Source organism: Acidithiobacillus concretivorus, assembly GCF_018853445.1.
Taxonomy (GTDB): domain Bacteria; phylum Pseudomonadota; class Gammaproteobacteria; order Acidithiobacillales; family Acidithiobacillaceae; genus Acidithiobacillus; species Acidithiobacillus concretivorus.
Genome location: NZ_JABELD010000022.1, coordinates 1 through 19,373, shown reverse-complemented (window position 1 = coordinate 19,373; position 19,373 = coordinate 1). Strand labels below are relative to the sequence as shown.

21 protein-coding genes are annotated in these 19,373 nt (G+C 51.9%); 6 read left to right on the top strand and 15 right to left on the bottom strand.

Annotated features, from left to right (window positions below; translation table 11 throughout):
• The first annotated feature begins 101 nt into the window (after positions 1–101).
• Entirely contained in the window at positions 102–506 is a 405-nt protein-coding gene (locus tag HJG40_RS03335; RefSeq protein ID WP_215862884.1) for a YidB family protein, read from the top strand.
• Here HJG40_RS03335 and HJG40_RS03330 read toward each other — a convergent pair.
• From HJG40_RS03330 to HJG40_RS03320, 3 genes are read right to left on the bottom strand one after another with little or no spacing between them, the layout of a single operon-like run.
• Entirely contained in the window at positions 475–996 is a 522-nt protein-coding gene (locus HJG40_RS03330) for an RNA pyrophosphohydrolase (protein ID WP_215862911.1), read from the bottom strand. The two genes, HJG40_RS03335 and HJG40_RS03330, sit on opposite strands and share 32 nt — an antisense overlap.
• 55 nt (positions 997–1,051) lie before the next feature.
• Positions 1,052–1,501, bottom strand: coding sequence for an NUDIX hydrolase (locus tag HJG40_RS03325; protein WP_215862883.1), 450 nt, complete (start codon positions 1,499–1,501; stop codon positions 1,052–1,054).
• Positions 1,502–1,503: 2 nt separating this feature from the next.
• Positions 1,504–2,211 carry a pseudouridine synthase gene (locus HJG40_RS03320; RefSeq protein WP_215862882.1) on the bottom strand — a complete coding sequence of 236 codons (708 nt, stop codon included), beginning with the start codon at positions 2,209–2,211 and terminating at the stop codon, positions 1,504–1,506.
• Between the two features lie 85 nt (positions 2,212–2,296).
• Here HJG40_RS03320 and HJG40_RS03315 point away from each other — a divergent pair, with 85 nt between their 5' ends.
• A complete protein-coding gene (locus HJG40_RS03315) occupies positions 2,297–3,328 on the top strand; it encodes an agmatine deiminase family protein (protein WP_215862881.1) in 1,032 nt (343 codons plus the stop codon).
• Between the two features lie 49 nt (positions 3,329–3,377).
• On the opposite strand, the gene HJG40_RS03310 is transcribed toward HJG40_RS03315, so the two are convergent.
• The 10 genes from HJG40_RS03310 to HJG40_RS03265 form a co-directional block, all read right to left on the bottom strand.
• The gene (locus HJG40_RS03310; RefSeq protein WP_215862880.1) at positions 3,378–4,082 is read right to left on the bottom strand and encodes a hypothetical protein; all 705 of its coding nucleotides are present in this window, start codon (positions 4,080–4,082) and stop codon (positions 3,378–3,380) included.
• 309 nt (positions 4,083–4,391) lie between these two features.
• Positions 4,392–5,621, bottom strand: a complete 1,230-nt coding sequence (locus HJG40_RS03305; protein ID WP_215862879.1) for a pesticin C-terminus-like muramidase — start codon at positions 5,619–5,621, stop codon at positions 4,392–4,394.
• Between the two features lie 108 nt (positions 5,622–5,729).
• Positions 5,730–6,182, bottom strand: coding sequence for a lysozyme inhibitor LprI family protein (locus HJG40_RS03300; RefSeq protein ID WP_215862878.1), 453 nt, complete (start codon positions 6,180–6,182; stop codon positions 5,730–5,732).
• 133 nt (positions 6,183–6,315) lie between these two features.
• The gene (locus HJG40_RS03295) at positions 6,316–6,765 is read right to left on the bottom strand and encodes a universal stress protein (RefSeq protein ID WP_215862877.1); all 450 of its coding nucleotides are present in this window, start codon (positions 6,763–6,765) and stop codon (positions 6,316–6,318) included.
• Between the two features lie 37 nt (positions 6,766–6,802).
• A complete protein-coding gene (locus HJG40_RS03290) occupies positions 6,803–8,338 on the bottom strand; it encodes a DHA2 family efflux MFS transporter permease subunit (protein WP_215862876.1) in 1,536 nt (511 codons plus the stop codon).
• Positions 8,335–8,778, bottom strand: coding sequence for a MarR family winged helix-turn-helix transcriptional regulator (locus HJG40_RS03285; protein ID WP_215862875.1), 444 nt, complete (start codon positions 8,776–8,778; stop codon positions 8,335–8,337). Before HJG40_RS03285 ends, HJG40_RS03290 begins: the two co-directional genes overlap by 4 nt.
• Before the next feature lie 135 nt (positions 8,779–8,913).
• On the bottom strand, positions 8,914–9,588 hold the full coding sequence (locus tag HJG40_RS03280; protein ID WP_215862874.1) for a YceI family protein: 675 nt from the start codon (positions 9,586–9,588) through the stop codon (positions 8,914–8,916).
• A 90-nt stretch (positions 9,589–9,678) separates the two neighbouring features.
• Positions 9,679–10,398: a M48 family metallopeptidase gene (locus HJG40_RS03275; protein WP_226856991.1), complete on the bottom strand. Its 720-nt coding sequence runs from the start codon at positions 10,396–10,398 to the stop codon at positions 9,679–9,681.
• Positions 10,399–10,406: 8 nt separating this feature from the next.
• Positions 10,407–10,883, bottom strand: a complete 477-nt coding sequence (locus HJG40_RS03270; RefSeq protein ID WP_215862872.1) for a TspO/MBR family protein — start codon at positions 10,881–10,883, stop codon at positions 10,407–10,409.
• Positions 10,884–10,939: 56 nt separating this feature from the next.
• Positions 10,940–11,689, bottom strand: a complete 750-nt coding sequence (locus HJG40_RS03265; protein WP_215862871.1) for a hypothetical protein — start codon at positions 11,687–11,689, stop codon at positions 10,940–10,942.
• A 236-nt stretch (positions 11,690–11,925) separates the two neighbouring features.
• On the opposite strand from HJG40_RS03265, the gene carA reads away from it, so the two are divergent.
• Genes carA through HJG40_RS03245 form a run of 4 tightly spaced genes read left to right on the top strand, consistent with a single transcriptional unit; the run spans position 11,926 to position 17,628 of the window.
• Positions 11,926–13,068 (top strand): glutamine-hydrolyzing carbamoyl-phosphate synthase small subunit, encoded by a 1,143-nt coding sequence (carA, locus tag HJG40_RS03260; RefSeq protein WP_215862870.1) that lies wholly within the window; start codon positions 11,926–11,928, stop codon positions 13,066–13,068.
• The gene (gene carB / locus HJG40_RS03255) at positions 13,061–16,279 is read left to right on the top strand and encodes a carbamoyl-phosphate synthase large subunit (RefSeq protein ID WP_215862869.1); all 3,219 of its coding nucleotides are present in this window, start codon (positions 13,061–13,063) and stop codon (positions 16,277–16,279) included. Before carA ends, carB begins: the two co-directional genes overlap by 8 nt.
• 18 nt (positions 16,280–16,297) lie before the next feature.
• Positions 16,298–16,774, top strand: coding sequence for a transcription elongation factor GreA (gene greA / locus HJG40_RS03250; protein WP_215862868.1), 477 nt, complete (start codon positions 16,298–16,300; stop codon positions 16,772–16,774).
• Positions 16,775–16,797: 23 nt separating this feature from the next.
• Complete coding sequence (locus HJG40_RS03245) at positions 16,798–17,628, top strand: undecaprenyl-diphosphate phosphatase (RefSeq protein WP_215862867.1); 831 nt, start codon at positions 16,798–16,800, stop codon at positions 17,626–17,628.
• A 19-nt stretch (positions 17,629–17,647) separates the two neighbouring features.
• On the opposite strand, the gene HJG40_RS03240 is transcribed toward HJG40_RS03245, so the two are convergent.
• Together HJG40_RS03240 and HJG40_RS03235 are read right to left on the bottom strand one after the other, a co-directional pair.
• A complete protein-coding gene (locus tag HJG40_RS03240; protein ID WP_215862910.1) occupies positions 17,648–18,835 on the bottom strand; it encodes an MFS transporter in 1,188 nt (395 codons plus the stop codon).
• Positions 18,836–18,866: 31 nt separating this feature from the next.
• Positions 18,867–19,373 (bottom strand): UbiA family prenyltransferase (locus tag HJG40_RS03235; RefSeq protein WP_215862866.1); only part of this gene is annotated, 507 nt, incomplete at its 5' end.

Here is a 19,373-nt window from a genome sequence, read left to right as displayed (position 1 = left end):
TATATTGATATTTATGATTATTTTCTTGAATTGAAACGCTTTAACTGGTGATAATCGGGAGGGGTAAAACCCATCCATAACCACTTTTCAGGAGAATGATCATGAGCTTGCTTGATTCTGCCATGTCCGCACTCAGCGGTGGATCAGATGGTAACCAGAGTTCCCTGCTGGGCGAAGCCGTCAATTTTGTTCAAAACCAACCCGGGGGCATTTCCGGACTCGTTCAACAACTGCAGAGCCAGGGTCTTGGTGATGTCGTGCAATCCTGGATCAGTAATGGCTCCAATCTGCCCATCAGCGCGGATCAGATCCAGCAAGTATTAGGGAGTGACACGGTTCAACAAATTGCGAGCAAAATCGGCATTGATCCGGACACCGCAGCGAGCGGCTTGTCTCAGGCCTTGCCCGAACTCATCAATCACTTGACGCCCAACGGCGAAGTACCTGCCGATGAAGACCTGTTGAGCCAGGGGCTTAACCTGCTGAAGGGGAAACTTTTCTCTTAGACTCAGCAGCATCAGCAGGAGGTGGTCCAACATTAATCAGTGGGGCTAACTCCTGCAATGCCTGCCAGTAAACCCGTCTTTTAAAGGCGATAATTTCCCGGGCAGGCATCCAGTAATCCACCCAGCGCCAGGTTTCAAATTCGGGATGCTGAGTCGTCAAGGTGTTTATTTCCGCCTCATCGCCTTCAAAACGCAGCAAAAACCAGATTTGTTTTTGCCCGCGATAACGACGCCGCTGGGCCCGATGCCGGGAACAGGGAACTTCATAACGTAACCACCCCTGAGTCCGCCCAAGAATACAAACCTTGGCCGTACCCACTTCTTCTTCGAGCTCACGGAACATGGCTTGTTCTGGTGTTTCCGCATAATCAATACCGCCTTGCGGAAACTGCCAGGCATTCTCACCCCGGCGTTTGGCCCACAACACCTGATTGTGTTCATTGCAAATAATCATGCCCACATTGGGGCGATAGCCGTCTGCGTCTATCATATTCATCGTCTCTACCGATGCCTTTTCCCCAATATAGCACGAGGCAGAGCCAGCGTCAGTCTGTCAGACTGTGTAAAATTTCGAGAGGATAGCGATTTCCGGCTAAATAATCCGCAATACAACGCTGCACCATGACATTACGCAGTTGTTCGCTCTGCGCCTGTATTTCTGCCAGCGTCATCCATACCGGGCCAATGATGCCGGTATCCAGCGTGTAGTCTGGACGCTTGGCACCCAACCTGCCGCCAAAAGCAAAACGCAGGTAGGTCAAATCTTTGGCGGGGTGCTCCCAATGATAAATACCGGTGAGATATTCGGGCTCAAAAACATAGGCCGTCTCTTCCATGGTTTCGCGCACGACCGCGTCAAGCAGGGTTTCACCAGGGTCCCAGTGACCGGCAGGCTGATTGAAACATCGACGCCCTTCTACCATTTCTTCGACCAGCAAAAAACGTCCGTCTTGCTCCACCATTGCAGCAACCGTCACATGCGGCTTCCAGACCATGTTTATGACTCCCTTTGCCGTTCGATTTCGCTGAGTTCCCGCCACTGCCCTGGTGCCAGATCGTCCAGGGTAAAAGGTCCGAATGCTTCGCGATGCAGACTGAGCACCAGATTATCCAAAGCCGCAAACATACGCCGCACCTCGTGATAACGTCCTTCATGGAGGGTCAATTGTAGTTCAGTCATGCCGAGCGGGATCATTTCTGCCGCTTTGCAAGGATTCTGCTCTCCCTCCAGCAGCAAGGTGCCCGAAGCCAGTATGTCGGCTTCATGGCCCTGCAAAGGATTTTGCAAAGTTACTCGATACCGGCGCGGAATGTCATAGCGGGGACTGGTCCAACGATGCAGCCAGTCTCCGTCATCGGTCAGCAACAACACGCCGCTGGTTTCCCGATCCAGACGTCCGACGCTGCTGAAGCTGGGTCGCCGGTAACGCCATCGCGGTGGAAAATCCTGATAAATGGCACGAGGATCATCATGCGCACAGACCTTACCGAGGGGTTTGTGATACAGCACATAGAGGGGATAAGGATGATCCAGCGCTTCTTCATCTATCTGCACACTGGCTGGATCTACCTTGGTAGCAGCCTTGCGCAGCGGCATTCCATCTGCTGACACGCGCCCTTCGCGCAGCAAATCACGTACTTCCGAGCGACTACAATAACCCAGTCGGGAGAGCAGATGATCTAAACGTTCGCTGGAATGCGCCATGCGGACAGTTTAGCCTGCCTGCATGGCTGACGGAAACCCCCGAATTGCCTATGATATAGGCATCGCCCCCTGGAAGGAATTCACTATGCAGTCTAACTATACGCTCCCCGCCGAATGGGCTCCGCAGTGGGGGGTGCAACTGACCTGGCCCCATCCCGAAAGCGACTGGGCACCCCGACTGGATGCGGTCCTTCCGGTTTTTGTGCAAATTGCCCGGGAAATCAGTCTGCGCGAGCATCTACTGGTGGCCTGCCATGACCGCAAAAGTTTACGGGATTGTGAACAGCGTCTGGAAAAGGCGCACGCCAACATGACCCACTGCCATCTGTATCTGGTGCCCAGCAATGATTCCTGGGCGCGTGATCATGGACCACTCACCCTCACCAACCCGGCAGGGGAACGTAAATTGCTTGATTTTGGCTTTAATGCCTGGGGCCTCAAGTTTCGCGCCGACCTGGACAATCAGATTACGCGCCATCTCCATGCCCAACAGGCTTTTGGCGAATGTGCTCTGGAAATTTCGGGAATGGTGCTGGAAGGCGGCAGCATTGAAAGTGATGGTCATGGCACTTTGCTGACGACCAGCGCCTGCCTGCTTTCCGCCAATCGCAATCCGCAATGGTCGGCTGCGGAAATTGAAGCCAGCTTATGCCAGCAGCTTGGCATGCAGCGCGTACTCTGGCTGCATAGTGGGCATCTGGAAGGCGATGATACGGATGCACACATTGATACCCTGGCGCGTTTTTGCAATCCGCATACCATCGCCTATCAAAGTTGTGATGATCCCAACGACAGTCACTTTGCCGCCTTGCAGCAAATGGCTGCGGAACTCAGCGCCCTGCGCAGTTATGATGGGCAGGCTTACCACCTGATTCCGCTCCCCTGGGCGCAGGCGCAATGGGATGAGGAGGACAATCGCTTGCCTCTGACTTATGCCAATTTTTTGATCCTCAATGGCGCGGTCTTGCTCCCCGTCTATGATGATCCTGCAGATCATATTGCCATCCAGCGTCTTCAAACGGCTTTTCCAGACCGCCAGATTGTGCCTATCCCCTGCCTGGAACTCGCCCGCCAACATGGCAGCCTGCACTGCGTGACCATGCAGTTGCCAGAGTAATTTCTGAGCAGAGTCAGCTGAGTTTCAGCCAAACAGTCTCCGATATGCGTCATTGCCAGAATAAGCCCGGGGAAACATCGTTTTTTACGGAGGGCAATGGCAAGGCACAATGATCCACCAAAATGTTCCCCTGAGATTTTACCTTACAGTTCAGATTATAAGCCTTGATGGGTAGTGTCTGCGCCATGGCTGCCTGACAAGCCTGTTGATCCTTGCCGGGACAAGTCTGATTAAAACCCAGCAAACTTGCCGCCGCCCAGGCATGAATGGCTGGAAGATTTTCTCTGAGCGCTGCCGGATTCCTGACTAAAAGAGATAGGCGAGCTTCAGAATCCAAGCCAGCAGGGGCCTGCCCACCAGACATACCAAGATAAAGATTATCAACCAGACCCATGACCTGCACATCGCCTTGATGATTAAGAATCATCAGGGACTGCACTTGCGCATTATGCGGCTGGAAGCCCCAGATCAACTCGCTGCCATTTTTTAATGCGAGTCGTGGCAGCGGAAACAAATCCATCCCTTGCTTCAGCCGTTCCAACAGAGGAACCGTTGTAGACCCATCCTGAATATACGCCTTACCGGCAAACTGCTGCAGACTGGACATTTTAATGGGTACGCGCAGGGATTTTTCTATTTTTGCCAGATCCCAGGACCACTTTCGCATCACCTGAAGCACACAGTTGCCGTTATCACCACATTGCTGCAAGGCGACCTGATAGGTTTTATGACCGTTGACCAACTGCCTACACACGGTTGTACCAACACCCGCTGATCGCAGATCACGAACGTAACTAACCCCTACCGTACTATCCAATAGTGGCAGATTGTCTGTCCATTTTTTAGGCTTATATTCACAAATTGCCTTTTGAATAGGACTAAGAGGACCTTTGCAGGTAGTTGTAATGCTATCAGGTGTTCTTGCCGCAATTGCTGGGCAATTCAAGGAATCGTCGGCCGCATGAGCCATGCTACCCAAACTGAGAAGCAAAGCTGTAAATTGTGCCATAAAAGAGGATATTTTCATCTATTGCGATCTCCAGATTAGTACAAATTCAAAGTGCTATGCCCAGTCCAGATTTCGCAACACACGTTGCAAAACAGGATTTTCATTATAGGCCAGGGGCGCTTTGGCTGGTGCACAAGGGTCTCCCTGCGTTGGTAACGAATGATAACTAATAGCATCTCGCAGCATTTGTGCCCGCGCAAGAAAACGACTTTTATATTTTGCATATTTTCCAACAGCGAGATTTTCAAGTTCTTTTGCTGCACCCAACCAGTCAGCCTGATAAAAGAGATGCGCAACACTGGATATGTAGGAATGAAACTTCATATCTGTCAAAACAGTTTGTACAGAAGCAGGCATAGACCAAAAATTCATATTTGAAAAAGAGTTCTTCTTGAACAATGCTGCGGCATCCTCAGCGTAACCATGCCTCACCGCTGAAGAAATAAATTTGGCATTTTCTTCGCTCATATAAGGATATTTACCATTATCGCTGTAATAGTCATTTAATAAAGATATCGCAAAATTTTTTGTTTTACCAATAAATGGCCTGACTTTATCTAATATTAATTCAATATTTACATCATCAGGCTTACCATATTTCTTTTGTTCGGTCTCCATATACCGTCTCAACCCTCCAATCGTTTGCTGTCCCAGGTCTACACCTTCACCTACCGTAACACCACTATTGCCTATCGCTTTCTGGTACTTTTCTCCCGTTTTTTTATCTTTCTTGTATCGCGGCCCAAGATTCTCACCTGTCGCAACATTGGTTCCAAACGCCCCGGGCACATAAAAATCATACATCATGCCTTCGGATTTCTGAATAAAATGATAATCCACCCGGTCCAGCGGGGTACAGTCAGCAACTGCAGCTACTGCAATGGCTTTGTCACTTCTGTAGCAATAATTCAACTCAGCCAGTCGTTTGCCATAGGCATCCGTTAGGCAAAAAATATCACCTTTACACTGGAGCGTTTCTTCCTTCCATTTAGACTGGGTTGTAGTCACATTATTTAAGGATTGATGATAATTTCCTTCTCTATTCATTCTATTCGTCAATTGATTATAATCATGGGATACCTGTCGATCCATTTTTGCCAGCTGCGCATCCTGACAAACCACTTTTTCAGTTTCAGTTTTTGCTGTTTTACAGTTGTAAGAAGTGGTATATTGAGTTGCATGTGCAAGCTGGGAGAAAAAAATACTTATCAGCAATATCCCACCCAAATGTTGCCGATATTTACAGAAAAATTCCTGCTTGTCTTTATAGACGCCATATCTCATGAATTGTATTCCTCAAATCTGAGCGCAATCTTTCACAAGACCCATAGAATATCAAAGGTGACCGGACAAAGCGCCATTGATAATCCTCAAGGTGCAAGATCTATAGTTCTAATGATAACAAGCATCTAGCTCCGCTAAACGTTTTCCATAAGCATCTGTTATACAGAAACTATCATCTTTGCACTGGATTTTCTCTTTTTTCCATTTTTCCTGAGAGACAAGGAGATAACTGAGATTTTTTTGATGATTTCCACTTTTTTTCATATTGTTTACCAATTCATCATATTCATGGGACACTTGCAGATCCAGGCTTGCCAATTTTTGATCCTGGCAAATCACCTGTTCTGTTACGGTATTTGCAGTCGTACAGTCGAATGAAGTGGCGTATTGTGTGGCCATTGCTCCTTGATAAAAAAACAAACCTATCAGCAAATAGCCGCCTAACAATAATCGTTTTTTAATTTTAAATTTTTCTGATATACGCTTTTCTGCCGATATTAAATGACGATCATAACTTTTAACACTATTACCCGTTTCAAGCGAATTGTTCTGAGGGATCATACACTTTGTTTCCTTATTCAGCAGTCATCGAAATTATGGCTAATGCTTGCTTTAATACATGCAAGCATTTCATGCCATTGATTTTAACGACTTCAGAAACAAAATGTTAGATGTTCTTTAATCACATAAACGATCATTCATTTGGATGTTTTATCAGTTTTTTTGCGATCAGAATACTACAGGGCAAACTTCTCAGAAGAGCTTTGGCAACAGATCCTTCCAGCCAGTGACCAAAAGAAAATTGGGGAATATGACCAATCACCAGTAAATCAGCGTGGATTTGTCGGGCATATTGGGCAATGGCTTCAGCGGGGCTCCCCTCAACCGCTTGGGTATGCACGCTCAGGCCATTCGCACGAAGTTTTGTAGCGACCTCGTCCAGCCGGGTACGTATAGCCTCCCCTTCCCTACCCAGCATATCTTCGGCACCTGCTGCTTGTGCCATCGCCATACCGCCGGTACTGACAATGACGCCAAACAAATGCAGTTCGGCCTGCGTGAGGCCTGCAATATCTGTTGCCTGCTCCAGAGCGATGCCTCCAGAGACACTTCCATCGTAAGCGACCATCACTTTCTGGAACATCGGCTTCTCCTCAAAAAATCCTCTCACATGACGCGACCTATTTCAGTGCCGCTGCCTCCCGTTTTGGTGTGCGAATAATCAACAACAATGGAAAAATCGCCAGCGTCATTACCAACATGAGCCAGAAGTTATCTATATAGGCAATCATGCTGGCCTGCCGGGTAATTTCATTATTGAGCAACATTTGCCCCATACTTGAATGCGGATTATACAATTCTGCAACAGCAGGGTTTCCGTAACCCGGGTTGCGACCATCAATGTGCGCCGCCAGCGTAGCATGCGCAATTTGAGTATTGCGGGTCAGCAGGGTCTCGACTAAAGAAATCCCCAGACTGCTGCCGACATTGCGGACCAGACTATATATGGCCGTACCGTTGGCGCGCATCTGAGGACTGAGCGTGGCGAAAGTAGCAGTACTCAATGGCACGAACACCAGACCAATACCCAGACCCTGCCAGACACCGGGCCAAATCACATCACTCTGACTGATCACCAGGCTGTAACCCTGCATTTCCCAAAGAGAAAAAGCCGTTACGCCAAAACCGATAGCCAGCAACAAGCGCAAATCCACTTTACCCACCAGCCGACCTACAATAAGCATAGCAAGCATAGTGCCTAAACCACTGGGAGCCGTTACCCACCCGGCAGCCTCAGCCGTGTAACCCATCAGATCCTGCAGCATGGTGGGAATCAGGGCGCGCGATGCAAAAAGCACCACTCCGACGATAAAAATGAACAGTAATCCGGTCACATAATTGCGATTCAAAATGAGACGATAATCAAAAAACGAGTGCTCGGGAGGCGTGCGCCAGGTATGCCAGATAAAATAAATAGCCGCGAAACCGGCCAGATAGGCTTCCACCCAGATTTCCACCGAGCTGAACCAATCCAGTTGTTGTCCCCGGTCCAGCAATAATTGCAGACCGCCAATGGCCAGGCTTAGGCTCACAAAACCGGCCATATCAAAGCGCATGCCGCGTCCCGGCGTATCGGCCGGAAACGACTTCCAGATACCCCAGAGTGCCAAGATACCTACTGGAACATTGATAAAAAAAACCCAGCGCCAGCCCAAGCTGTCGGTCAGCCAGCCACCCAGAGTCGGGCCGACGATCGGACCCACCATGACCCCCATACCCCACAATGCCATGGCCGAGCCCTGTTTTTCCCGGGGATTGATATCCAGCAAGGTGGTTTGTGAAAGCGGCACCAGGGCAGCACCAAATACGCCCTGAAAAACCCGGGCAATGACAATTTCGAACAAGGAGCTGGAAATACCACACCACATGGAGGCCAGGGTAAAGCCGGCTACTGAGGCCAGGAAAATATTGCGCTTACCAAAGCGGTCTACCAGCCAGCCGGTCAAAGGTGTGGCGATGGCAGTTGCGACAATATAGGATGTCAGCACCCAACCGATCTGATTGAGCGAAACCGACAAGCTGCCCTGCATATGGGGCAAAGCCACATTGGCGATGGTGCTGTCCAGCGTTTGCATGATGGTGGCGAGCATGATGGCCAGGGTAATCAACGGACGGTTCAGCCCTGCAGCATCTATGGGGACAGATGCCGTGCTCATGGAATGGGATCCTCCAACGTCTTTTGCAGTTGCTGCAGGACTCCGGTTATCTGGCGTAGTACCTCTACGTCCAGTTGTTTGAGTTTTTCATGGCGGAAGTCCATCGCCACGCGCCGAACTTCCGCATACACCTCAACACCCTCTGGTGTCAGCAGCACGCGGCGGATGCGACGATCATGGGCGTCTATTTCCCGGCGCAACAGTCCCGCGCGCTGCAGCCGATCGAGCATAGCCACCACGGTTGGTTGTTCTACCGACAGACAATGGGCCAACTCGGTTTGAGTCATTGGTGCGGGGGCTTTCGCCAGATAAGCGATACTCAACCAGCTGGCCTGGCTCAGACCCAAGCCTTTCAGACGGCGATCCAAGGCGTGTCGCCAGGCTCGCGCCGTATCATGCAACGCCAGTGCAAAATCCTGCTGTAACTGATCGTCTGACATGATCCACTCCCAGCTTGGTTTTTATATACTTCGCACACTTATACTTAGCCGTCTAATTAATTGCAAGAAAAAAACGGCTGTGGGCGCAGCCGCATTATAACGTCGTTGCTCTACACCGATTTCAGGATGGATCCATCAGGCGATTTTTTTACCTTCAATTTCTACCCGGATATGGACTTTGTTGGAGAGCCCTTCAGGCAGATAGGCTTTCATGCCGTAATCACTGCGCTCAATGGTGGTAACAGCAACAAATCCAGACAAATAGCCCCCCCAGGGCTTGGGAAGATATTTCACATCGCCAGCGCCGGTTTCCTTGACACGAAACATCATCGCCCGAGTGACACCATGCAGGGTCAACTTGCCATAGAGATCGCCCGTCGTTTTGCTGGTTGGCTGATAACGGGTGCTGACAAAAGTCACATCAGGATATTTTTTAACATCAAAAAAGGTCGGGCTACGGAGATATTTATCGCGAGGGGCGAAATTTGTAAAAATGCTGGCCGCCGGGATGACAATTTTGGCCATGTCTTTGGCCGGATCTTGAGTGTTGACGGTATAAGTACCAGAAATCTTGTTAAAACGACCGCTAAAGGGGCCAATACCCACATGACCAATGGTAAAGTAAGCAGCGGAATGCTCTGGATCAATCTGATAGCTGCCACTCGGATTACCCGTGAGAGCTTGGTAGTGCCCGACCGCAGCGGTGGCCGCTGCAGTAATTGCTGCCTGAGCCGCCTCCTGCATCACCCCCAAACCAAGACCCAAGCTGATGGAAATAATGAGTAATTGCTTTGATCGCTGGTTTTGCATAATTGTCTCCTCTTTCAAATTACCTGAGCCACCATAATGCTGGTCGTCAAAGGATTATAGTAGTTATCTCGGCGTAAGCATCAGGAACCTTCAGCAAGAAGGGGCAGAACCCGAGCGGAGCTGATTTTTCACCTGCCGCCAGTCCGGCATGGCTGCATCGAGGATGCTTTTGAAACGATCATTGTGCAGGCGCTCCAGTAAATGAGCCATTTCATGTAACACCACGTATTCCAGACAAATTTCTGCGTAGCGGGCAAGCTCCAGGCCAAGCCAGATGCGCCGCGCGCGGATGTTGCAGGTACCCCAGCGAGTGCGCATGCGTTTAACCCCCCACTCGGCCACCTGCACACCCAGAATCGGTTCATAGTGGGCAACAATTTTCGGAATGCGGTCTTTCAGTGCCTGACGGTAATGCTTGTGGAGCAAGGCCTGTCGTTCAGCGTGTGCCGCTTCGGGCGAACAGTACATCTCCATAAAGGCAGCTTCGCGCAATTCAATACGGCCGCGACCAGCCACTTCATGCACCCGGAGTATATAGTTCTGTCCCAAATAAGAATGGGTTTCGCCGGATTGATATTCCAGAGTCGGTGACGGAGTCTGATGCTGAAATTGCTGCTGGTGGTGCTTGATCCAGGACAAACGGGCCAGAATGGCCGCACGAATGTCGCCATCGGTCATCGCCCAGGGGGCACTGACTCTTACATTCCCGTCAGGGGGATAAACCATAATGCGCAAATTCCTGATGACCTTACGCGTCAGCTGCACGTTCAGATCAGCCACCTGAACCATGGTTTTTTCCGGATTGCGCATGATCCGCATCAGGAAAAACGATTCAGGCGGTAGGTCGCGGCATTCAGATACAGAGCCACGCAAAGCCAGAGTAAATAAGGCACCAACAACCCGGCGGCCAGCGGCGTGATCCACATAAAAACCAGGAAACAAGCCAATACCAGGAGCAGAAGCAAAACCAGGTCTGCCAGGGCCCAAAGCATCTGATGCCGTCCAAAAAATAACCATGACCATGCGGCATTACAGAGCAACTGCAGGCCATACAAAGACAAACCCGCTGTTCGCAACGGACTTGTCGGGCTGACATAAATCAACGCTGCCGCAAAAGCCATGATGATATACAACAGCGTCCAGACCACCGGAAAAACCCAGGGTGGAGGTGTGCCCTTAGGCTTCTGGAGGCGCGTATACCAAGCATCCGGCCGAAACAGCGACCCCGTTGTCGCCACCGCCAGGGTAATAGCCAGACTAATCAGGGAAACCAGCGCGAAGTGATTCATGTCCATCTAAGTCGTCGCCCACCAAGAAAACGGAATGGCAGATTTTCAGCAGTCTGCAAATTTTATTGCCCTGCAGTGGTTCCAGAGATGCCCACTGAAGCCTTCCACTGCTGCATTTTGCTGATCAGCGGTGACTCCGCGCAAGACTGGGCACTGAGAGAACTACAGGCGCTGGCCCATTCACCAGTTGCACCAAAAAATTTGGAGGCAGATTGCATTTGCTGAGCCTGAGCACCGGTCGCTGTGGCACTCATGCTCTGATACTGCGTGGCGCGCGCTTTCGCCCAAGCTGACACATTCTGCCAGCAGTCACTTTGCGCTGTCGAACTTAAAGCGGCACATTTGGCGCTGTCCTGTCGAGCTTTGACCATATCTTGCTGCCACTTCCCGGAAAAGGAAGACGTTGATGCCGTGTTGAACGGCTGCTGCACTGCGCCCTGGGCACTGCTCACTGCCTGATTTGCAGAATTTCTGGCATTTTCCACCGTCTTGGTGACGGGCTGGGTGATAGATTTTGCGGCACTGGTCAAGGCGGAGGTAGATGATGCCAGAGGCGTCAAGGGCAAAGTCGTTGATGAATAATTCACACTGGGCACTGAAGGCGTGGCTAAAGTTTTAGGCTGAGACAGGGGCTGGGCAGGGACCTGCAAGATGGGCGCGGGTGCTCTGTAGCTGGATGGCGTGGTAATAGCCGAGGGCACGGGGTAAGCATTTTCAGCTTGCGGCGCCAAGCCATTATTAGTCGCTGAACCACAGCCAGATAGAGCCAACACGACCCCAGCAAACAACAACGAACCCTGAAAGCGACGCATACGAAACCACTCCTTTTAGAATTATGAACACCTCATCATGGCCACAAGCTTAACATCAATTTCCACACACTCAAGCACTTATCGTTGTGTAATGTTTCCTGAAGCCACTTTTTTCAGAATGATTGTGCCGACAACTGCGTTGACCAGTGCCCGGCATATCCCTAGAATATGGGCAATCTATGCGGGAGGGGACACCCTCCCTTTTTTGCATCTTCCATGGTAGACGAGGTGAGAAAGTGCAGGCGGTCCTGGCATTGGCAGACGGCAGTATCTACCGGGGTACAGGCTTTGGCAGCAACGGTCTGGCCGTCGGTGAAATCTGTTTTAATACGGCGATGACGGGTTACCAGGAAATTTTGACGGACCCCTCCTATCGCGGCCAAATTGTGACATTGACCTATCCACATATTGGCAATACCGGGATCAACCCCGAAGACATGGAAGGATCAAAAATATTCTGCTCGGCTCTGGTACTGCGTAATTTACCCCGTATCCCCAGTAACTGGCGCAGTACCCAGACTCTCCCCGATTTTCTGACCCAGCAGGGTATTCCTGCCATTGCCGATATTGATACCCGCGCCCTCACCCGCCGCCTGCGCAATGGCGGCGCCCAGAATGCGGCTTTGCTGGTTGGCACTGAGGTGAATGAAAACGAAGCCCTGGCTGCCGCGCGCGGATTTCCCGGTTTGCTGGGTCGGGATCTGGTTCAGGACGTGGCGGCGCCAGAAATATCAGAATGGCTTCTTGCGAGCGGCCTGCCTGAACAGGGTTATCAGGCGCAACCCATCAGCCATCCCCAATATCATGTGGTGGTGTACGATTTTGGTAAAAAGAACAATATATTGCGCCTGCTCGCCGACCGTGCCTGCCGGGTTACTCTGGTGCCTGCCAAAACGCCGGCAGATGAAGTCATCGCCCTGCGTCCGGACGGGGTGCTGTTCTCCAATGGGCCGGGCGATCCCGACGCCCTCGATTATGCCCAGCAAGCCATGCGCGAAATCATTGCGGCACAAATTCCCACCTTTGGGCTCTGTCTGGGACATCAGTTACTCGGCATCGCCTTGGGTGCCAAAACCATCAAAATGAAATTCGGGCATCATGGCGCCAATCATCCGGTCAAAGATCTGCGCAGTGGTCGGGTATTCATTACCAGTCAAAACCACGGTTTCGCGGTGGACGCCCAAAGCTTGCCGGACTCCGTGCGTATTACGCATACCTCCTTGTTTGATGGCAGTTTGCAGGGCATGGCCCATAACAATCTCCCGGTTTTTTCCTTTCAGGGACACCCAGAGGCAGGACCCGGTCCCCACGATGCCAGCATCATTTTTGATGATTTCGTAGCTGCCATGCATCAATACGGAGCCCACACCCATGCCTAAGCATCCAGACATTCACAGCGTCCTGCTGATTGGCGCCGGTCCCATTGTCATCGGTCAGGCCTGCGAATTTGATTATTCGGGGGTTCAGGCCTGCAAGGCATTACGCGAGGAAGGCTGCCGCGTCATTCTGGTCAATTCCAATCCGGCGACCATCATGACCGACACGCAAACGGCTGATGCGACCTATATTGAGCCTGTGGAGTGGCAGACGGTGGCGCGCATCATCGAAATGGAACGCCCGGATGCCATTTTGCCGACGATGGGTGGCCAGACTGCTCTGAATTGTGCGCTGGATCTGCACCGTGAAGGCATTCTGGAAAAGTTCGGGGTGCGCCTGATCGGAGCCTCGGTAGAAGCCATTCGCGAAGCCGAAGATCGGGGCCTGTTCAAAAAAGCCATGCAGGAAATTGGCCTGGAAGTGGCACGCTCAGCTTTTGGACACGATATGGACGGAGCCCGCCAAATTGCCGAAGACATTGGTTTTCCGGTCATTATCCGGCCTTCATTCACGCTGGGCGGCACTGGTGGCGGCATAGCCTACAATCGTGAGGAGTTTGAGGATATTGCCTCGCGGGGTCTGGAGGCCAGCCCTACCCACGAAATTCTCATTGAAGAATCCATTATTGGCTGGAAAGAATTTGAAATGGAGGTAGTTCGCGATCAAGCAGATAATTGCATTATTGTCTGCTCTATCGAAAACATGGATCCCATGGGGATTCATACCGGCGACTCCATTACCGTAGCCCCCGCCCAGACTCTGACTGACCGCGAATATCAGCGGATGCGTGACGCCTCCATAGCTGTCCTGCGCCGCATCGGCGTGGACACCGGCGGTTCCAATGTCCAGTTTGCGGTGAATCCGGTGGATGGGCGTTTAATTGTCATAGAGATGAATCCGCGCGTTTCCCGCTCGTCCGCACTGGCATCCAAGGCTACCGGCTTCCCCATCGCCAAAATTGCGGCCAAGCTGGCCCTGGGATACACCCTGGATGAATTACGCAATGATATTACCCAGGCTACGCCTGCCAGTTTTGAGCCGACCATCGACTATGTCGTCACCAAAATACCCCGCTTTGCTTTTGAAAAATTCCCGGAAGCCGACGCGCACCTGACCACCCAGATGAAATCTGTGGGGGAAGTGATGGCCATTGGTCGGAGTTTTCAGGAATCCCTGCAAAAAGCCCTGCGCGGCCTCGAAACCGGGGTCGATGGACTGGATGAAAAACTGCAGGGCAATGATCCGGAGACCTTGCAGAAGCTGGAGCAGGAGCTGCGCATAGCTGGTCCGGATCGCCTCTGGTACTTGGCCGACGCCGTCCGCCGGGGCTGGGATCAGGACAAAATCCAGCAGATCACGCATATGGACCCCTGGTTCCTTGAACAAATTATTGAGTTGGTGCAACAGGAAGAAAATCTGCGTGGAATGCCGCTGTCCAGCCTCGATGCGCCCCACTTGCGGGCACTCAAGGCCATGGGTTTTTCGGATCGTCGCCTCGCCCGACTGCTGGGCTGCCGGGAATCCCAGCTGCGCGAACAGCGCCACAAACTGGGTATTCGACCCGTTTACAAACGGGTAGACACCTGTGCAGCGGAATTTCATTCGCCAACCCCCTATCTCTACTCCACTTATGAAATGGAATGTGAGGCGGAGCCTGGAAACAAACCCAAAATCATGATTTTGGGTGGTGGTCCCAATCGCATTGGTCAGGGCATTGAGTTTGACTACTGTTGCGTCCATGCCAGCATGGCACTCCATGCAGATGGTTTTGAAACCATTATGGTCAATTGCAACCCAGAAACCGTATCTACCGATTATGACACTTCTGATCGCCTCTATTTTGAACCCCTGACCCTGGAAGACGTGCTGGAAATTGTTGCGGTAGAAAAACCTCAAGGCGTCATTGTTCAGTTTGGCGGCCAAACCCCTCTCAAGCTGGCCAACGATCTTGAGGCAGCAGGGGTCCCCATTATCGGTACGACTCCGGACTCCATTGATCTGGCTGAAGATCGCGAACGCTTTCAGCAACTGCTGCAGCGCCTGGGATTACGCCAGCCGGAAAACGCCATTGCCCGCAGTGCTCCGGAAGCCTTGAGCAAAGCCAAGGAACTGGGTTATCCGCTGGTTGTCCGTCCTTCCTATGTACTGGGTGGCCGCGCCATGCGTATTGTTTACGCTGAGGCAGACCTGCAGCGTTACATGGAAGAAGCTGTCCGCATTTCCAACGATCAGCCCATTCTCCTCGACCGCTTTCTCAATGATGCCCTGGAAGTGGATATTGATGCCGTTGCCGATCAAGATGGCCAGGTCATTGTTGCGGGAATTATGGAACATATTGAACAGGCTGGCGTTCATAGCGGCGACTCGGCTTGCTGTTTACCCCCCTACTCTCTCCCTGAAAACATTCAGATTGAATTGCGGCGGCAAACCGTAGAACTGGCTCTGGCTTTGGGTGTGGTTGGCCTCATGAACTGCCAGTTTGCGGTGCAGGAAGACCGGATTTACGTTCTGGAAGTGAATCCCCGCGCTTCACGGACCGTGCCTTTTGTCTCAAAAGCTACAGGCTGGCAGCTGGCTAAAATTGCCTCACGCTGCATGACCGGTCAGAGCCTGAAAACCCAAGGAATCCCTGAAATTCCCAATCCTCCGCATTTCAGCGTCAAAGAAGCCGTATTTCCTTTCATCAAATTCCCGGGCGTGGATATTTTGCTGGGACCCGAAATGAAATCTACCGGCGAGGTCATGGGTATCGGAGCCAGCTTTGGTGAGGCTTTCCTCAAGGCGCAAATGGGTGCTGGCGAGCATTTTCCATCCTCCGGAACCGTATTTATCAGCGTCCGCGATGCCGACAAAGCCAAACTCACCCCTGCTGCTCGCACCCTGGCCCACTTGGGTTTTCATCTTATCGCCACCAAAGGGACAGCCGAACATCTCCGCCAGCAGGGTCTGGAAGTCAGCACGGTCAACAAGGTCACCGAAGGTCGGCCGCACATTGTAGATGCCATCAAAAATGGTAAAGTACAAATCATCATCAATACCGTGGATGAGCGTCAGTCTGTGCGTGATTCCTTCAGTATCCGCCGGGCTGCCTTACAGATGGGCCTGACCTATTACACCACTCTGGCAGGTGCCATTGCGGGTGCGGAAGCTATTCGTGCCCTGATGCGGGAAGAGCGCAGTGTTCTTCGTCTCCAGGATTTGCAACAAAACTAACCAGTACGAGAGGTTAACATGAGCGATAAAGTCCCTATGACTGTCATCGGCGCACAACGTTTGCGCGAAGAATTACAACGGCTGAAATCCGTAGAACGACCCGCCGTCATTGAGGCTATTGCCGAAGCCCGTGCCAAGGGTGACCTTTCGGAAAATGCCGAATATGACGCCGCCAAAGAACAGCAGGCGTTTATTGAAGGACGCATTCGTGAGGTAGAGGATTTTCTCGCCCGCGCCCAGGTCATAGACCCCAAAACGCTGAATACCGGTGGAAAAATTGTATTTGCTGCAACCGTCGAGCTGGAAGACGCAGAAGGCAAGGAAGTCACCTATCAGATTGTGGGAGATGCCGAGGCGGACATTAAGGAAAATAAAATTTCCATCAGTTCGCCTATTGCCCGCGCCCTGATCGGTAAACACGAAGGTGATCTGGTAGAAGTGCATGCGCCTGCGGGTGCCCGCGAATACACCATTCTTAGCGTTCGCTTCGAATAAAACCAGCCTGAGAGCATCCTATCGTGATTCATCATATCTACCTGTTGTTGCTGGCCATGCTGCAAGGGGTAACCGAGCTGTTTCCCATATCCAGCCTCGGGCACATCATTCTGGTTCCGGCCCTGCTGCACTGGCCCATCAATCGCGACGCCGACTGGTTTTTGCCTTTTGTGGTAGTCCTGCATCTTGCCACCGCCGCCGCCCTCCTGCTGTTTTTCTGGAAAGACTGGGCAGCCCTGATTGGTGGTTTTGTTCGGGCGCGGGGCATGCCCAGCAATCCCCAGTCGCGATTATTGTGGATACTATTCGTTGCTTCCATTCCTGCGGGCATTCTCGGCCTCCTTCTCGCCCATAAAATCCGCTATCTTTTTGGCGGCTTCACTTTTGCGGCCGTCGCATTGATGGTAAACGGGGTCATGTTGATCTGGGGTGACCGACTGCGCTCCCGTCATCCCAGTCATTCACTGGATAACATAAGCTGGATACGCGCCATCATTATTGGCTTTGCGCAATCCATCGCTCTGATTCCCGGGTTTTCCCGTTCAGGGGCCACTCTGGTGGCCGGAATTGGCGTAGGACTGGATTATGAAAACTCTGCCCGCTTTTCCTTTTTACTGGCAACACCGATCATTGCGGCTGCTGGCGCGTTGGAAGTACCCAAACTTTTTCACGCCCACATGCAAAGCGGCTTGCTGGGAACCATTTTTTTGGCAGGGGCCCTCGCTGGACTTTGTGCCTGGGGTTCAGTCTGGTTTCTGATGCATTACTTTCACAAAAATGAAGTCACCGCCTTGCGCCCCTTCGGAATCTACTGCATCGGTTTCGGGGCACTGGCACTGCTGATTGGCGGCTAAAAAACTGCGCTCGGGAAGCTCAGGAATGACTATCCGGAGAAAGTAATAAGGCCATGCGTTTACCATTCCAGCTCTGGATAGCCAGAATAATGCCCACTGCGGTGAGAATGTAAAATACGCCTTGGTCTCCCGCGAGACCAAGACCCCATCCTCCCAACACGCCCCCTACGAAAATACCCAGAAACTGCATCATGGAATAAACACCACTGGAAGCCCCACGCTGTTCGGGAAGCGTGCTACGGCTCATCATTGAGGGCAATATCGCCGAAGCAATATTATAGCCGGCAAAGAAAATAACCGCGCCAATACCTACGGGCCAAAAGTTTCCAGATTCCACTCCCATAATCAGGGCTCCGACCGCAATTGCAAGACCACTGACAATCAGCATCTGTCCGTGTTGCTTGTTTTTTTCCGCATAAATTACCGGAAACAGCATGAGCAGCACCGAAAGCAGCATGACCGGCAAATAGACTTCCCAAATGCCACTTTCAGGAATATGCATGGCATTGACCAGCTCTGGAGAAAGCACCACAAAGCTCGCACCCAGAACCATCTGCAAAATGAAAATACCCACACTGGCCGTGAGTACCGGTGGGTGGCGGAACATTTTCATGGCATCTGCCCAGCCGCCCATGCGATTCTGCTGCGCGTGAGCAATAGGTGGGATAATTTTCCAGAGCGGATATAGCGCCAGCAACCCCAGTGCCGCCGCAACCAGAAACACCCCAGTCAAGCCCCAAAGTCCGTAAAATACCGGACCGATAGCGATACCCAGTACATAGGCAACAGCAATACTGCCACCAATGGCCGCCATAGCTTTAGTACGATGCTGATCGCCAGTCAGGTCTCCAGCCGTAGCCAGAAGCACCGAGGACACGGCACCGGCACCTTGCAGTAACCGCGCCAGAATAATGCCATAAATATTGTGGGTAACTGCGCCCAGCAAGGAGCCCAGAATAAAAAGGATGATGCCGAAAACCAGCACTTTTTTCCGTCCAAAGCGGTCGGAGGCTGCCCCGAAAGGGAATTGCAGAGCGGCCTGGGCAAGCCCGTAAACCCCAATAGCCAAGCCCAGTAACAGGGGTGTACTGTAACGTAACTGATCATTATCCAGAGCCAGCACTGGCATGAGCATAAACAGACCGAGCATGCGCGCGACATAAATGAAGCTCAGACCACTGACAGCCCGTTTTTCCAACGGACTCATGGACGGGCCTTTCACCCGTCCACGGCGTTTTTCAGAAGAAGCCATAACCCATCACCAATTTACCAAGGATCAGGGCAGTATAAAGCAAAAACAGGTAAGAGATGGAATAAGCGAACATGCTGCGGGCGTATTGATCCATTTCCTGACCTTCGGGCAGGGCTTTCAGGCGTAAGGCCATGCCCACAAACCAGGCTCCCGAGAGCCAGGCAATGCCGCCGTAAATCCAGTCTCCGGTCAAAAACGCCGGGATCATGCTGACGATCCAGGTGAGAATGGCGTAGTTCAGGACTTCCTTGCGGGTCCGGTCGATGCCGTGGGTGCAAGGCAGCATGGGAATGCAGGCTTTGGCGTAGTCGCGCCGGCAGTTGATGGCCAGCGGCCAGAAATGTGCGGGGGTCCAGACAAACACCAGTAGGACCAGAACCACTGGGAGGGCGGCGATGCTGCCGGTAATGGCGGTCCAGCCAATCAGGGGCGGCAGGGCACCTGCCAGTCCACCCCAGACAATGTTCCAGGGGGTGCTGGGTTTGAGGTAGAG